We start from the raw sequence: 14,535 nt of genomic DNA, 5'->3' as shown, positions 1-14,535 counted from the left end.
TATAGTACGTATTTTAAATATGTATTATGTATCAAATGACCAGTACAAAACGCGAACAAGTCTACGAAATTGCCGACGAACTACTCAAACAGGGCATCAAACCTACCCAGCAAAATGTCAGAGACAGACTCGGATCTGGCTCTTTAACCACAATTAACAAAGCGCTCAATGAGTGGTGGAGCGGGCTAGGGCAGAGATTAGACGCACAGGCCAGTGGCTACGATCTTCCAGAGCCTGTCATTAAGCTCGCCAGCAAGATCTGGACGGATGCGATTACCTACGCAAACCGAGCCAGTGAAAGTAAGCACAAAGAGGCTGACGAAGCGCGCAAGAAACTCACCGAAGAGCTATCAATAATTGACAGTAAATATAGCCAACAAATAATTGATTTAAATACCATTATTAGTGAGCGAAATAACGAGATTAGCAAGCTTAAAATAGAATTGAAACAGGCTGTAACCGATCTTGGTTCTGAACGAGACCAGTCATACAGGACAGCCAAAGCCTTAATGGATGCTGAGACCAAGCTAAAGCAATCCGAAGCGGGCGCACATAACAATGAGGGCTTGCTTGAAGCACAAGTACGGTTGAAAATACAGGCCGAAGAGATTGCGCGCCTTAATGCTGAAGTATTGAGATTATCGACAGAAAACGCGCAGCTGAAGCTTAAATAGAGACCGGAAATAGCATGCTCATTCACGTTAAACCCAACGCGGACACCGATAAGCTTAAGAAAATTGTTACGAACAGCAACCCTGGAGACAATATCAATGTCTCTAGCCTACAGCAATTTGAGCAGCTCAAAGGTCTAATTATTGATGCAAAGGCGATAGATCTTAAGCTATCACTGATTGATGATGATGGTTATGTGCTAAAACAGATCTCCACTAAGCGTCGAGATATCCAGAGTAGCGCCGCAAAGAGCCCAGGCTTCACAGCACGCCAAATGTCCGTTATCTCTGCGCTAGAGCGCGTCATGACGCTTCTCGACAAGGAGGGGATCAACCTAATCGGCTACAGTGACGAGCTGGTCGCAACCATTGCAGATGACTCATCATTGCAAACTGGTGAGCTTGCTATCGACATAGACACCAAGGGCATCTACAAAGGCGCTTTGTAAGGTTCTTATTCGCTTTGTGGCAAAAGATAGAGGTAGGGATCTCCTGCCTTTTATTTATAATACTATATTTAACATAATATATATTATACGTATCTTTATATATCGTTATTGCGGTAGCTGTGTTTAGGTAATTATTCGCTAACCTAATACTGAAAGACCGATAAAAACCATCAGATCAACACATCTAATAGCGCCTAAAAAGAATCAATCACCACCCTTAAGGCTTAATAAGCACTGAAAACCGATTGACCCCAACCAAACCATTGGCTGTTGATAGTTGTGTTAATCAATCTGAGGATCACTTGTGTGCAAACAATCACATTCAGAGCTTGTAGCGCCTTCCGTCATATATTTGCGTAAGGGTTAAAAACAGTTGAGCTTATCTAACCTTTAACGAAAATTGCCTTATCTCCTTTATTTAAATATTTAAAAACAGCTGTTTACCGAACAAAACAATAATCAACCTTATTTTTATACCCCTTTATCTTCGCGCGTATCTAAGCCTGCTAACCGCCGTTATTTGGCTCTATTAAAATGATTCATGATGCTTTTAGGTGAGGATTGATGCGGTTTTTCAGTGTGGATAACTTTTATGAACTGCTTTAAATCAGGTATGATTAATCCCTTATTTTTATTAAGGAATTTCCGATGTCAGACTCATACCCAGCTTGCCCTGAATGCTCCTCTCCATATGCCTATGAAGATCAAGGACAACTTGTCTGCCCTGAATGCGGACATGAGTGGGATCCCAATGCAGCGGCTGAGTCTGAAGACCTGCTGATTGTTAAAGATGCAAACGGTAATCAGCTGCAAGAAGGTGATTCTGTAACCTTGATTAAAGATCTTAAAGTCAAAGGTGGTGGTACAGAGAAAGTTGGCACTAAATTCCAAGTGCGACGTTTAGTAGACGGGGATCACAATATCGATTGTGGCAAATTGATGCTGAAATCAGAGTTCGTTAAAAAGGCCTAAAGTATTAAGGTGTCAGGCTTTTGGCCTGACACCCTGCCCTGACTGTTTAGTTCCCAGTTTCAACACCCCTATTGGGATCTCTAATCCACTCAGACCAGGATCCTGGGTAGACACTGACTGGTGGCAATCCCGCCAACTCAATGCAGAAACGACTTAAACAAGCGGTTACACCAGAACCACACATCAGGATTGGGTCCTGCGCTTTATAGTCACCCAGCTTGTGGCGATAGATCTGTTGTAGTTGGTCTGCAGATAGAAATTGTCCTTCAGCGTCGTAGTTATCAGACAGTGGAATGTTCTTTGCGTTTGGAACATGCCCTGCGACCGGATCAATGGGTTCTACCTCACCTCTGAAGCGCTCGGCTGCACGTACATCCGCAATAATACGATCCTTCAGTTTAGAAGCCTTAATAACATCATCAACATCAACAACGGATTCCAAACTCTCCTTAACCGTCAAATCACCCTTTTGATTTATATTAGGCGCTTCTGTTGTGACCTTTCCGCCCTGCTGTTTCCAAGCGTTAATGCCACCCTCAAGAATAGCCACTGATTCATGGCCTATCCATCGACACATCCACCAGAAACGAGCCGCAAACAGACCAGCCGAATTATCATAGGCAACCAGCTGTGTATTCTCAGAAACACCGCAGGACCTTAGAAACTGTGCGAACGACTCCTTTGATGGCAATGGGTGTCTTCCGCTTGTGGATGTGATTGGAGAGGACATAACCTCATCTAAGTTAACGTAAATAGCATCTTCAATATGCCCTTCATCGTACTCTTGCTGCCCTGTTTCTGGAGTCATCAGATCAAAACGGCAATCAAAAATAACCGTTTCACAATCCAATGAAATCAACTCTCTCGTACTCATTAACGTCGTCAAAGGGTTAGTCACTTTCTGTTCCCTGCTCTATGATAAATGGATAAGAAATTTAACATTTGATTAATCTCTTCGTGTTAAGTTAAAGCAAATAGATTGAGGTGTATATGGGTATTATTACTGGTTTTTTTGATTTCATTCTGAGCTATCTACCGGGCGTTATCCTTCTGATTTTTGTCTCTGGCCTTATCTTGCTTTATGTCAGTGATCGTCATCAGGTTGACCACACCATTCGTCGTAACTACCCCGTTGTTGGGCGACTACGTTACATGTTTGAGGAGATGGGCGTCTTTTTCAGGCAGTATTTCTTTGCTCAAGATCGTGAGGAGATGCCCTTTAACCGTGCCGATAGAACTTGGGTTTATCAGGCGGCTAAGCAGGAATCTACTCTTCAAGCCTTTGGTTCTACGCGCCTTCAACATGAAGGGGATGTTCTCTTTGCGAACTCGGTCTTTCCCTACACGGGCAATGAAGAGCCTCAACAACAGGTATTTGGCCCCTACTGTCCCAACCCCTACGCCACAGACAAGGTGTTTCATATTTCAGGTATGAGCTTTGGTGCTATTTCAAAACCCGCTGTCAAAGCGCTCGTTGCAGGCGCACGTGAAGCCGGTATCTGGATTAACACGGGTGAAGGAGGAGCTTCCACAGAGCATCTTCAAGGTGGAGCGGATGTGGTCTACCAAATTGGTACCGCAAAGTATGGCGTACGTAACTCAGATGGCTCATTAAGTGAAGAGAAGCTGAAGGTGGTTGCAGAAAACTCAAATGTGAAAATGTTTGAGATTAAGCTCTCTCAGGGCGCCAAGCCCGGCAAAGGCGGCATACTGCCGGCTGACAAAGTGACTGCAGAGATTGCTGCACAGCGAGGCATTCCTGAGGGTAAAGCCAGCATTTCGCCTCCTACCCATCAAGAAATTCAGAGTTATGACGACCTTTACAATTTCATAAGGCACGTCAGATTAGTGACCGAAAAACCTGTAGGTATCAAACTCTGTGTGGGTAATATTTCAGAGTTCAGGGAGATGCTTACCGCCTTAACGAGTAGAGCTTCGGCGGCTGCCGCAGATATAGCTGATAGCCAATCAAAGCAAAGCGCGTTTGATGATGTGATTAACGCCTATGCCCCTGATTTTATCACTCTAGATGGGGGTAACGGCGGTACAGGGGCAGCGCCCATGTCTCTTATCGATGCCGCGGGTATGAACTTGCAAGAATCACTCCCCTTAGTCTCTAACATTCTGACTGAGTTAAACCTAAAAGAACGGATAAAATTGGTCGCCTCAGGCAAGTTGATTACTCCTGTTGATGTAGCTTGGGCCCTTTGTGCCGGTGCAGATGCTGTCACAACAGCCCGAGGCTTCATGTTCTCGTTGGGATGTATACAAGCTTTGCAGTGTCATAAAAACTCCTGTCCAACCGGAATCACGACGCATGATAAGCGACTTCAAGCGGGTCTAGATCCCGTCAACAAATCAGTTCGTGTTGCTGCTTATGCTAAAGAGATGCACAAAGAGCTTGAGACCATCGCTAAGAGCTGTGGGGTCTCTTCCCCCTCTAAACTGAGCCGAAAAAATGCTCTGATCTACACCTCTAATCAACACGCTAAGCCAATGGATGAAGTGTATCGATAGTTTTTGACCTGATATTGATTTTGATCATACATCTAATCCTTGATACACATTAGAATTATCTAATATTAATCAATTAAAGGGATTTTTATGTCGAATCGCAAAGTCGATACCGTCATCATTGGTGCTGGAACGGCTGGTTTATACGCTCTTTCAGAAGTCAAAAAGAGCGGTCGTTCCTGGCTGTTGATTCAGGGTGGTGAAGATGGAACCACTTGCGCTCGCGTTGGCTGCATGCCTTCGAAAGTACTGTTAAAAACCGCTGAGTTATTCAGTAGTAGAGATCAGTTTGAAAGCCAAGGTATTTTAGGCAGCTCGCATCTTGAGTTGGATCCTGTCGCTGTAATGACGCACCTTAGGAAGATGCGCGACATGTTCACAAATGGTGTACGCGGACGCACCACTGAGAGAATGGATGATAACCATTTAATCCGTGGTTATGCTGAATTCACAGGTAAAAATAGCCTTAGGGCTAACGGCCAAGATATCACGTTTAATAATGCTATCGTCGCTACTGGGTCATCCCCTGTTATACCTAAACCTTGGCAGGACTTTGCTAACCTATACACGACAGACACTTTTTTTGAGATCGAGAAACTCCCCTCATCAATTGCCATCATAGGGATGGGTGCTATAGGCCTAGAAATGGGTCAAGCTTTAAGTCAATTGGGTGTTCGTGTTGCAGGTTTTGATCAAGCTCAAACGGTTGCCGGAATTCAAGATAATGAACTACTCGAGGATGCACTAGAATCACTATCCACGTATTTCCCAATCCACCTTGGGGAGCCCGTGACCCTTAATCAAAATGATTCTGGCGGTGTCAATGTTATATGCAACGGCATTGAAGAGTCGTTTGATGCGGTCTTGCTCGCACTGGGTCGACGCTCAAACAGTTTGAAAATGAACCTTGAAGCAGCGGGAGCAGCTATCTTAGATGGACAGGTGAGCTTTAATGAGCAGACAATGGGCGTCGAGGGTACATCACTTTATATTGCAGGTGATGCAACCTCAGAACGCGCGGTTATGCATGAAGCTGCTGATGAAGGTCTGATTGCAGGCTATAACGCTAATCAAACAACCGCTAAAAGGTTTAAACGCAAAACAGCGCTTGGCATTGTCTTTACACAGCCAAACATTGCACGTGTCGGCAATTTAGTCGAGGATGAAACGACTCTCTCTTCTCTCGTTAAACTGACAGCTAACGGGCGAGCAAAGGTTAAACACGCCACTGTTGGCGGTATAAAGATAATCGCAGATAGAGAGACAGGGACTATTAGAGGGGCCGAGATTGTCTCGGTTGATGGTGAGCATCTGGCCCATTTAATGGCCTGGGCGATTGAGCAAAAACAGACAGCAATGCAGCTATCCAAAATGCCGACATACCATCCTGTGGTCGAAGAGGCTCTATCAGCCTGTATCGACTCACTCACTCATCAATTAAATCCTAACAAGAGCATAGCCGAGCAAAAATTAAGCATTTTGGATTAATGGGTTGTTCTATGCAGTTCAGATACCCTCTCCTCTAAGGTTTGGGTATCTATCTGCATCAACAGATCCCAGCTTAAGCGGCGGTACTTGTAAGTCGGTAGTTTAAAGCCATATTCATCAAGAATGTGCCCATTCATAATCGATGGCTGTGAGCGGTAGTCGGCCCATATTTTACCGGGGCAGTTTGGATCAAAACGAAAATTGATCTGAAGTGCGAATTTCGCTCCCTCGCCATTCACCCATGAAGATATAGTCGTCAGGATATCTTTACCATCTTCATCGATCTGCTCCGTGATCCATACATCGTTCAGGTTACATTGGCTGTTAGTTAAGCTATCAACATTAAAAACCGCTTGATCCGTTAGCGACTCACAGATTTGTCTATTCATAATGCACCCTTAAATTCGTCCAATATCTCTGTTGATCTATACAACCCATCAACTAGCAATCAGCGTGCCAACTTTAATTATTTAAAGAGGACTAGAACTGATTGACGCTCTAGACCGTTCGGTCTAGTATGGCTAAAAATTGGCTATACACTTTGCTATGAATGACTTAAGCGCTAAAGAGAAGCTGTTACGAATAGGCACCGAGTTAATGACCTCACAGGGTTTTGCCTCAACGCCGCTCGACAAGTTACTTAAACAGTCCGGGGTACCAAAGGGCTCTTTCTATCACCACTTTGGTTCTAAAACTGGCTTTGGGTTAGCGGTAATCGAAAGTTACAACGAATTCTTTAAGCATCAACTGAATAAGCAGTTTCTAAATGCCGATCTATCCCCTATTGAGCGATTAAAAGCCTTTGTTACCTCCGCCGCTAATGGAATGCAGAAGTACAACTTTCAACGCGGCTGTTTGATTGGCAATTTAGGGCAAGAGATTAGCGCGTTGGATAATGATTTTCGTAATGCGATTGAATCGATTTTTAATCAATGGGCTGATTTAACAAGTGATCTATTTGAGCTAGGTAAACAAGCGGGACAAGTTGTTCGAAGTGCCGATTCTTCTCAACTCGCTCAAGCGTTTTGGATCGGTTGGGAAGGTGCTGTGTTGAGAGCAAAACTTCAGCAGTCAGCCACCCCGCTCTACCTGTTTTTTAATCAATTTATATCCAGTCGAACCTTTCTAGAGGAGTATCCATTCGATGAAAGCCATTCTCATTAACAAAGACGAAACAGCTGGTTACACCTGCAAACTCTCTGAGGTAGATGAAGCGCAGCTTCCAGAGGGTGATGTTCTGGTGCAAGTTGAGTACTCAACCCTTAACTATAAAGATGGTTTAGCCATTACGGGTAAAGCGCCTGTAGTCCGCCGCTTTCCAATGGTTGCCGGAATTGATTTTGCAGGCACCGTTATCGAAAGCACAAACAGTCGTTTCCAAGCCGGCGATCAAGTCATTTTGAATGGCTGGGGTGTTGGCGAAACCCACTGGGGTGGTCTAGCAGAGAAAGCGCGAGTGAAAGCCGATTGGCTAATCAAGAAACCTGAAGCACTCAGCGCAGCCCAAACAATGGCCATTGGCACGGCAGGTTACACTGCAATGCTCTGTGTACAAGCGATTCAATCAGCAGGTATTACACCCGAGTCGGGTACGGTGCTGGTAACGGGGGCCAATGGCGGTGTCGGTAGCTTTGCGCTTCGCATTTTGAAACAACTTGGGTACACCACCTGTGCATCAACAGGACGCCCTGAAGAGGCTGATTATCTTAAATCATTGGGCGCATCTGAAATTATTGATCGTGCCGAGCTCTCTGAGCCGGGCAAACCTCTGCAAGCTGAACGCTGGGCAGCGGTTATCGATAGCGTGGGTAGTCATACTTTGGCGAATGCCTGTGCTCAAACCCAGTGGGGTGGCGCTGTGGCTGCCTGTGGCCTGGCACAGGGCATGGATCTGAAAATGACCGTTGCTCCGTTCATCTTGCGCGGGGTATCGCTTTTGGGTGTCGACAGTGTGATGCAACCTATCGCTCAACGTGAATTCGCTTGGGCGGCTCTTGCAGAGATTATCAATCAAGATGATCTTAACACCATGACCAACGAGATCACTCTAGATCAGGTCATCGAAACAGGGGCTGCTCTACTGGAAGGTAAAGTGCGTGGCCGCGTTGCAGTGAAGATTTAAAACATGGAAAACAGATCACTCATCTATGTTATGGACCCGATGTGCTCCTGGTGCTGGGCCTTTTCAAAGACGTTAGATAACTGGCTGCAACAGCATCCCGATCTCGACGTACTTTGGGTGATGGGTGGTCTGGCACCAGACTCTGATGAGCCTATGCCGCAATCGATGCGTGAGGCGATCGCATCGACCTGGCAACGGATTGAGTCTCAAACAGGTACTCGCTTCAACTACGATTTTTGGACTCGCAATACACCAAGACGTTCAACCTACCCTAGCTGTCGAGCCGTCATAGCGGCAGGTGAGCTTCATCCACAGGGTCGGCAATTGATGAGCCAAGCCATTCAAAAGGCCTACTATTTGGATGCTAAAAACCCCTCTGAAACAAGCAGCCTGCTTGAGTGCGCAGAATCGATTGGGCTTGATGCTAGCCAGTTCGCTGAATTACTCAGCAGCGATAGGATAGAATCAAAACTGAACAGTGAACTGGAGTTTTGTAGAACCCTTGGCATTCAAGGATTTCCTGCCCTACTTCTGGTCAACGACGAGGCGGTAATACCCTTAGCCTTAGGTTATTCAACCCTCGATAAAATCGAGAAGCGTTTCCGAGAGACGCAATAAGCGTTCAATATCATCTAAGACTCTAACCCTTTAATCTACCAAACTTCTAGCTAAAACGACTCATCTCCATTAGCATTATCGATCGCGAAATTTCAGACTCTTTTATTACCCATGGAAATTATTAATTTCACACCTTACAGTGCACTCCTTGGTGGTGCCTTAATTGGCCTGTCGGCTGCCGTTCTTCTGCTTTTTAAAGGGAGGATAGCGGGTATTTCAGGGATAGCCGGTGGTGTTATTCTTCCCGAAAAAGGTGATATCCCATGGCGTATTCTATTTTTAGTCGGCTTAGTTGTAGGCGGTGTGCTTTACCAATTATTTGGCATCTCACCTGGTGTAGAGAGCATTCAGCCCGTTACTGGAAAAGTGGGTTTGATCCTTGCCGGTCTTTTGGTCGGCATCGGCTCAGCACTTGGCACTGGCTGTACCAGCGGCCATGGCATATGTGGTTTGGCTCGTAGAAGCTTTAGATCTCTTGTAGCAACGCTGATCTTTATGCTGACAGCGATGATAACAGTGTTCATTGTTCGCCATCTTGTAGGGGGCGCTTAATGAACATTAAATCCTTACTAGTCGCTTTGATATCAGGCACCCTATTTGGTCTTGGTCTCTCTGTAGCCCAGATGATCGATCCCGCCAAGGTGGTCAACTTTCTTGACGTTACAGGGCAATGGGACCCCTCATTAGCCTTTGTCATGGCAGGAGCCTTAGCTGTAAACATAGTGGCTACACCCTTGATTCTAAAGCGAAATAAACCGGTCTGCGACACACTATTCAGAACACCACTTAAGGAACAGATTGATCGCCGCCTGATACTTGGCGCGGCTCTGTTTGGCGTGGGTTGGGGAATCGCTGGCTACTGCCCAGGCCCAATGATCACCGCGGTCAGCTTTGTTAACAGTGATATTTTGATCGTGTTAACAGCTTACGTTATCGGCACACTGTTAACACGCCTGTGGATGCGCAAACGAGAATCACACCTGTCTGAGCAAGAGCGACAAGCTCAATCCTGTATTGAGTAGTAGATATTTACTCTAAACCCAGGAAACCGCCGGTTTGATGGGCCCAGAGTTGCGCATAGATCCCACCGGAATTGAGTAGCTCTTGGTGTGTCCCCTGCTCCACAATTTGCCCTTCATCGATCACAATCAGTCGATCCATTGCTGCAATGGTTGACAGACGGTGCGCAATGGCGATGACGGTCTTACCTTGCATCAATTGGTAAAGACTCTCTTGAATAGCGGCCTCCACTTCAGAGTCCAAGGCGGACGTTGCTTCGTCTAGGACCAAAATAGGCGCATCTTTAAGCAGCACACGCGCGATGGCGATGCGCTGACGCTGCCCGCCGGACAGTTTGACGCCACGTTCACCCACTTGCGCATCCAAACCACGATTACCCTCAGGGTCTGTTAGGTCATTAATGAACAGATCCGCTTGAGCCTGCTTTAAGGCTTTCAACAGCTCCTCCTCACTGGCATCAGGGCGTCCATAGAGAATGTTCTCGCGAATCGTTCGGTGCAGTAGAGATGTATCTTGAGTGACCATGCCAATCTGCGCTCGAAGCGAGTCTTGCGTCACATCGGTAATGTCGACACCGTCAATTTTAATCTGACCAGAATGCAGGTCGTAAAACCTCAACAGGAGATTAACCAGCGTTGATTTACCGGCACCTGAGCGCCCCACAATACCGACTTTCTCTCCCGGATTGATGTGTAAGCTCAATTTATTCAGCACAGGCTTTTCGACATCATAGTTGAACTGAATCGCATCAAACTCAATCTCGCCATTCACGAGCGCCAATTCAGACGCGTCAGGCTTGTCAATGATATCGATCGGTTTAGAGAGCGTTCTCATGCCGTCAACTGAGCTTCCGATATTCTCAAACAGCATGCTGATCTCCCACATAATCCAGTGAGAGATGCCACTTAATCGCAGAGAGAGACTCACCGCGATCGCTATCGCACCCACTGTAACAATTGAGTCTGACCAGAGATAAATGGAAACGCCGGCAACACTAAAGGTCAGAAGGTAATTGATGAGGTTAACCAGCACGTTAAACCCGGTCCCTAAGCGCATTTGGCTGTAGACCGTTTTTAGGAAGCCATCCATGCTCTCTTTGGCATAATCTGACTCACGCTGAGTGTGGGCAAACAGCTTTACCGTGCTTATGTTGGTGTAGCTGTCGACAATACGGCCTGTCATCACTGAACGAGCATCGGCCTGCTCAGTCGCAACCCGCTTTAACTTAGGAATAAAAAAGAGTTGAATGCCGATGTAGCAGATCAACCAAACCAGCATGGGAATCATTAGGCGCCAGTCTGATTGAGCCACCAGCACCAACATACTGATAAAGTAGACCAGCACATAGACCATCACATCCAACAGTTTCATCACTGCTTCCCTAACGGAGAGCGCTGTCTGCATCACTTTGGTCGCTATACGACCCGCAAAGTCATTCTGATAGAAGCTGACACTCTGTTTAAGCAGGTATCGGTGAGACAGCCAGCGAATCGCCATTGGATAATTACCCAACAGGGATTGGTGCATCACCAAAGAGTGGATTAGCGTTAGCAACGGGAACAGGATCAATAGCACAGCTGCCATCATCCAGAGTTCTGAGCTCTTTTCAGAGAGCAACTCAGCTGGTGTCATGGTCGAAATCCAGTCAACCAAATCACCCATAAAACTGAATAGAACCGCCTCTAGAATCGCAATGGAAGCGGTACTTAACGACAGGATTAACAGCGGAATCTCAAACCCTTTGGTATAAAAACGCATGAACGCAAACAGCGTTGAAGGGGGCTGTAATTCACCCTGTTCTGGGTAGGGCTGAGTAAAACGCTCAAAGAGTCGAAACACAGTAAAAACCTTAAGCTAACAGATTGAGATCGGTAAAAACTTGACCCACAAGATCAAGTCGTTAGAGTAACAGAACAGCCCATCAAACGGGTGGTATTTATACCCTTCAGTAGAGATCTACTATGAACCAAGATTCAAACACCGGCGCCATTCGTCAACGTAACCGCCAACTCATTATTAACGCTGCGGTACGTGAATTTGCCCAAAAAGGATTTTCAGGCACCACCGTTCAATCCATAGCGGATAGAGCCGAGCTTCCAAAGCCCAATGTACACTACTACTTTGGCTCTAAAGAGGCTCTCTACCAAGAGGTGTTAACACACATTCTTTCACTTTGGGATGGATCCCTCGATCTACTGGTCGCCGAAGATGATCCTAAAGCCTTCATCACGGAATATATCTCTAAAAAGATCACCTTTTCACGCGAAAACCCAGAAGCTTCGCGTATCTTTGCAGCGGAAGTGATCAACGGCGCACCGCATATGAAAAAACGCTTCGGTAAGCAGTACCATGAGTGGTTTACCGGCCGTTGTGACATCATCAAACAGTGGCAATCAACAGGCAAGGTTAATCCTGACCTCTCTGCAGAGCATCTACTCTTTATCATCTGGGCATCTACCCAACACTACGCCGATTACGAACTTCAAGTGAAGGCCGCTCTGGGGCAAAGACGACTCAATTTAGAGGTCTATGATCAGGCTGAGAAAACGCTAACGGCATTGGTTCTTGCAGGTATGCAGATCAGCTAAACGCCTTAGTTAAGGTTGTTTTCATTCTCTTTTGGCCCAATAACCAAATTGAGCATTCACTACCAGGGAGCTGGCCATGCGCGTACTACTCGTCGAAGATGAATTGGCATTAGCTAACGCTTTAACAGAGCATCTGGAGCTTTCAGGCATGGCAGTTGATGGTTTCGATCATTTGCGCCAAGCCGAAACCGCTCTACTAACAACAGAGTACGATATTGTTCTTCTCGATCTACAGCTGGTAGACGGCGATGCCATCCCATGGCTTAAAAAGCGTCGCCAAGCAGGCCTTACAACCCCTGTCATCATCCTGACAGCGCGTGATCAAATCAGCGATCGAATTGCCGGTCTTGATGCCGGTGCCGATGACTATGTGATCAAGCCTTACGATTTGGATGAGGTCAATGCCAGAATTCAGGCGGTAACACGCCGAGGAGCCGGATTAGCGACCAATGCGGTCACCTTTGGTCGAATCACAGCCGACCTTCAAAAACACTCACTGCAGGTCGACGAGCAAGATGTCGAGCTGACGGCTCGTGAGTGGAGTATCTTAGAAACACTGATTAAACGACCCGGACACATTGTCAGCAAAGAGCAGATCGAAGATCGTCTCTACGCCTTTGGACATGAGGTAGAGAGTAATACCGTCGAGGTCTACATCAGTCGTTTACGCAAGAAACTGGGTAAAGAGCTGATTAAAACGGCACGTGGCCTTGGCTACCGTTTAGAGGCCTAGCGTGTTTCTAAAACCCAAAACCTTAGCCGCTCAGCTCGGCGTACAAATTGCACTGAGCTTGGTGCTGGTTTGGTTATTGGCAACGGTGGTCGCGCTATGGGTACTCGTTAAGGAGCTCAATTCAACCTACGATCAAAGCCTAAAAGAGACCGCACAACGTGTTTTGCCTCTCGCTATATCCGACTACCGACTTAACCAATTCGGCCTGCTTGATCTAAGACCTGAGCTAAGCTTACTGGGCACGCTCAATCTAAGCGTTGGTCCAAGAATTTTGGGCGATCAACCCGAATACCTGATGTATCAACTGCGTGACTTTAAGGGGCGAATACTGGTGCGTTCGAATAATGCGCCCATGACGCCAATGCTTGATAGTTTGCAGACAGGCTTTACCCATGGCAAAAATTTCAGCATTTATACAGCTTCATCGCTAGATGGTCGCTACCATCTTCAGGTCGCGGAGACCGTCGATCACCGCTACGGCGTCCTATTTGATACCGCCCTGCTCTTTTTACTGGTCTTTACCATTGCGCTACCATTGAGCGTTTTGCTGGTCTACATCGCAGTGAGACGACGTTTAGTGCCCGTTCAACAGTTTGCTGAGAATATGGCGACACGTAGCGGCAGTAATTTAGAGCCAATCGCACAAGCTGAGCTACCACAGGACTTTTTAGAGGTTCAAAGGGCCACTAATGCCCTACTTGATCGACTTAGAACCGCTCTGGTAGCGGAGCGTGAGTTTGCGGCCAACAGTGCACATGAGTTAAGAACCCCACTGGCTGTAGCGTCCGTTCAACTGCAGAGACTCTCTGATGAGCTTGGTTCGACGGATCAAGCTGAGCGACTCAAGATTGTTCAATCCAGCTTAGCACGCCTAACTCGTCTGATTGATAAGCTGCTTCAATTAGCGCGCGCTGAATCGGTAACCCTATACAAGGGTGAGCCAACCAATCTTGAGCTCATCGTTAAGATGATTGCCCGTGAGCTAGACCCTCGTAATGATCGAGTCGAAATCATCAGCGAATCACCGCCACTGTTAGATATCGATCCTGACGCCTTAGCCGTCATACTCAGTAACCTAGTCGAAAACGGCTTGAAGTATGCGCCCAATGAGAGCCCTGTCATCATCCGATTAGAGTCGAACGGTGCCTTTAGTGTTGAGAATTTGGCACCCGATTTAGCGCCAGAAGATCTAAACGGATTGAAGCAGAGGTTTGTTCGCGGTAATCAGAGATCTCAACCAGGCAGCGGCTTAGGCTTGGCCATAGTCGGTGCTATGGTTGATCAGTTAAATGGCGATCTGGATTTAAAAATCGCTGGAGAAGGTCGCGGCAAGCGGTTGATAGTAAAAGTAAAGATATAA

General features: G+C 46.5%; 16 protein-coding genes. 13 read left to right on the top strand and 3 right to left on the bottom strand.

Annotation, left to right across the window (positions count from 1 at the left end; all coding sequences use genetic code 11):
* Positions 1 to 35: 35 nt before the first annotated feature.
* The 3 genes from XMM312_RS06050 (at position 36) to XMM312_RS06040 (ending at position 2,092) form a co-directional block, all read left to right on the top strand.
* Positions 36 to 674: a DNA-binding protein gene (locus XMM312_RS06050; RefSeq protein ID WP_173488864.1), complete on the top strand. Its 639-nt coding sequence runs from the start codon at positions 36 to 38 to the stop codon at positions 672 to 674.
* 14 nt (positions 675 to 688) lie between these two features.
* Positions 689 to 1,120 carry a response regulator gene (locus tag XMM312_RS06045; protein WP_217363887.1) on the top strand — a complete coding sequence of 144 codons (432 nt, stop codon included), beginning with the start codon at positions 689 to 691 and terminating at the stop codon, positions 1,118 to 1,120.
* A 648-nt stretch (positions 1,121 to 1,768) separates the two neighbouring features.
* On the top strand, positions 1,769 to 2,092 hold the full coding sequence (locus XMM312_RS06040; protein WP_173488863.1) for a zinc ribbon domain-containing protein YjdM: 324 nt from the start codon (positions 1,769 to 1,771) through the stop codon (positions 2,090 to 2,092).
* A gap of 46 nt (positions 2,093 to 2,138) precedes the next feature.
* On the opposite strand, the gene XMM312_RS06035 is transcribed toward XMM312_RS06040, so the two are convergent.
* The gene (locus tag XMM312_RS06035) at positions 2,139 to 2,990 is read right to left on the bottom strand and encodes a sulfurtransferase (RefSeq protein ID WP_173488862.1); all 852 of its coding nucleotides are present in this window, start codon (positions 2,988 to 2,990) and stop codon (positions 2,139 to 2,141) included.
* 92 nt (positions 2,991 to 3,082) lie between these two features.
* On the opposite strand from XMM312_RS06035, the gene XMM312_RS06030 reads away from it, so the two are divergent.
* Positions 3,083 to 4,609: an FMN-binding glutamate synthase family protein gene (locus tag XMM312_RS06030; RefSeq protein WP_173488861.1), complete on the top strand. Its 1,527-nt coding sequence runs from the start codon at positions 3,083 to 3,085 to the stop codon at positions 4,607 to 4,609.
* Between the two features lie 87 nt (positions 4,610 to 4,696).
* Positions 4,697 to 6,094: a dihydrolipoyl dehydrogenase gene (locus XMM312_RS06025; protein ID WP_173480939.1), complete on the top strand. Its 1,398-nt coding sequence runs from the start codon at positions 4,697 to 4,699 to the stop codon at positions 6,092 to 6,094.
* Here XMM312_RS06025 and XMM312_RS06020 read toward each other — a convergent pair.
* Entirely contained in the window at positions 6,091 to 6,483 is a 393-nt protein-coding gene (locus XMM312_RS06020; protein WP_173480940.1) for a hypothetical protein, read from the bottom strand. The two genes, XMM312_RS06025 and XMM312_RS06020, sit on opposite strands and share 4 nt — an antisense overlap.
* A gap of 157 nt (positions 6,484 to 6,640) precedes the next feature.
* On the opposite strand from XMM312_RS06020, the gene XMM312_RS06015 reads away from it, so the two are divergent.
* The 5 genes from XMM312_RS06015 (at position 6,641) to XMM312_RS05995 (ending at position 9,856) form a co-directional block, all read left to right on the top strand.
* Entirely contained in the window at positions 6,641 to 7,258 is a 618-nt protein-coding gene (locus tag XMM312_RS06015; protein ID WP_173480941.1) for a TetR/AcrR family transcriptional regulator, read from the top strand.
* Positions 7,239 to 8,216, top strand: coding sequence for an MDR family oxidoreductase (locus XMM312_RS06010; protein WP_173488860.1), 978 nt, complete (start codon positions 7,239 to 7,241; stop codon positions 8,214 to 8,216). Before XMM312_RS06015 ends, XMM312_RS06010 begins: the two co-directional genes overlap by 20 nt.
* 3 nt (positions 8,217 to 8,219) lie before the next feature.
* Positions 8,220 to 8,834, top strand: coding sequence for a DsbA family protein (locus XMM312_RS06005; RefSeq protein ID WP_173488859.1), 615 nt, complete (start codon positions 8,220 to 8,222; stop codon positions 8,832 to 8,834).
* A 111-nt stretch (positions 8,835 to 8,945) separates the two neighbouring features.
* Positions 8,946 to 9,386 (top strand): YeeE/YedE family protein, encoded by a 441-nt coding sequence (locus XMM312_RS06000; protein WP_173480944.1) that lies wholly within the window; start codon positions 8,946 to 8,948, stop codon positions 9,384 to 9,386.
* Positions 9,386 to 9,856, top strand: a complete 471-nt coding sequence (locus tag XMM312_RS05995; protein WP_173480945.1) for a YeeE/YedE family protein — start codon at positions 9,386 to 9,388, stop codon at positions 9,854 to 9,856. The genes XMM312_RS06000 and XMM312_RS05995 overlap by 1 nt, the downstream gene beginning before the upstream one ends.
* 7 nt (positions 9,857 to 9,863) lie before the next feature.
* Here XMM312_RS05995 and XMM312_RS05990 read toward each other — a convergent pair whose 3' ends face one another.
* The gene (locus XMM312_RS05990) at positions 9,864 to 11,693 is read right to left on the bottom strand and encodes an ABC transporter ATP-binding protein (RefSeq protein WP_173483960.1); all 1,830 of its coding nucleotides are present in this window, start codon (positions 11,691 to 11,693) and stop codon (positions 9,864 to 9,866) included.
* 122 nt (positions 11,694 to 11,815) lie between these two features.
* On the opposite strand from XMM312_RS05990, the gene XMM312_RS05985 reads away from it, so the two are divergent.
* From XMM312_RS05985 to XMM312_RS11665, 3 genes are all read left to right on the top strand, one after another.
* On the top strand, positions 11,816 to 12,442 hold the full coding sequence (locus XMM312_RS05985) for a TetR family transcriptional regulator C-terminal domain-containing protein (protein ID WP_173482499.1): 627 nt from the start codon (positions 11,816 to 11,818) through the stop codon (positions 12,440 to 12,442).
* A 76-nt stretch (positions 12,443 to 12,518) separates the two neighbouring features.
* On the top strand, positions 12,519 to 13,175 hold the full coding sequence (locus tag XMM312_RS05980; RefSeq protein ID WP_173480948.1) for a response regulator transcription factor: 657 nt from the start codon (positions 12,519 to 12,521) through the stop codon (positions 13,173 to 13,175).
* Between the two features lies 1 nt (position 13,176).
* A complete protein-coding gene (locus XMM312_RS11665) occupies positions 13,177 to 14,535 on the top strand; it encodes an ATP-binding protein (RefSeq protein ID WP_173482500.1) in 1,359 nt (452 codons plus the stop codon).

This window comes from Marinobacterium sp. xm-m-312 (assembly GCF_013283295.1).
Classification (GTDB): Bacteria; Pseudomonadota; Gammaproteobacteria; order Pseudomonadales; family Balneatricaceae; genus Marinobacterium_E.
Note: the sequence above shows the minus strand (reverse complement) of the source record. Positions and strands in the feature narration are given on the sequence as shown.

Bases quoted from the DNA above. Each gene is read 5' to 3' on its own strand.
- XMM312_RS06050 (WP_173488864.1), top strand. From the start codon at position 36: ATGACCAGTACAAAACGCGAACAAGTCTACGAAATTGCCGACGAACTA.
- XMM312_RS06045 (WP_217363887.1), top strand. From the start codon at position 689: ATGCTCATTCACGTTAAACCCAACGCGGACACCGATAAGCTTAAGAAA.
- XMM312_RS06040 (WP_173488863.1), top strand. From the start codon at position 1,769: ATGTCAGACTCATACCCAGCTTGCCCTGAATGCTCCTCTCCATATGCC.
- XMM312_RS06030 (WP_173488861.1), top strand. From the start codon at position 3,083: ATGGGTATTATTACTGGTTTTTTTGATTTCATTCTGAGCTATCTACCG.
- XMM312_RS06025 (WP_173480939.1), top strand. From the start codon at position 4,697: ATGTCGAATCGCAAAGTCGATACCGTCATCATTGGTGCTGGAACGGCT.
- XMM312_RS06020 (WP_173480940.1), bottom strand. From the start codon at position 6,483: ATGAATAGACAAATCTGTGAGTCGCTAACGGATCAAGCGGTTTTTAAT.
- XMM312_RS06015 (WP_173480941.1), top strand. From the start codon at position 6,641: ATGAATGACTTAAGCGCTAAAGAGAAGCTGTTACGAATAGGCACCGAG.
- XMM312_RS06010 (WP_173488860.1), top strand. From the start codon at position 7,239: ATGAAAGCCATTCTCATTAACAAAGACGAAACAGCTGGTTACACCTGC.
- XMM312_RS06005 (WP_173488859.1), top strand. From the start codon at position 8,220: ATGGAAAACAGATCACTCATCTATGTTATGGACCCGATGTGCTCCTGG.
- XMM312_RS06000 (WP_173480944.1), top strand. From the start codon at position 8,946: ATGGAAATTATTAATTTCACACCTTACAGTGCACTCCTTGGTGGTGCC.
- XMM312_RS05995 (WP_173480945.1), top strand. From the start codon at position 9,386: ATGAACATTAAATCCTTACTAGTCGCTTTGATATCAGGCACCCTATTT.
- XMM312_RS05985 (WP_173482499.1), top strand. From the start codon at position 11,816: ATGAACCAAGATTCAAACACCGGCGCCATTCGTCAACGTAACCGCCAA.
- XMM312_RS05980 (WP_173480948.1), top strand. From the start codon at position 12,519: ATGCGCGTACTACTCGTCGAAGATGAATTGGCATTAGCTAACGCTTTA.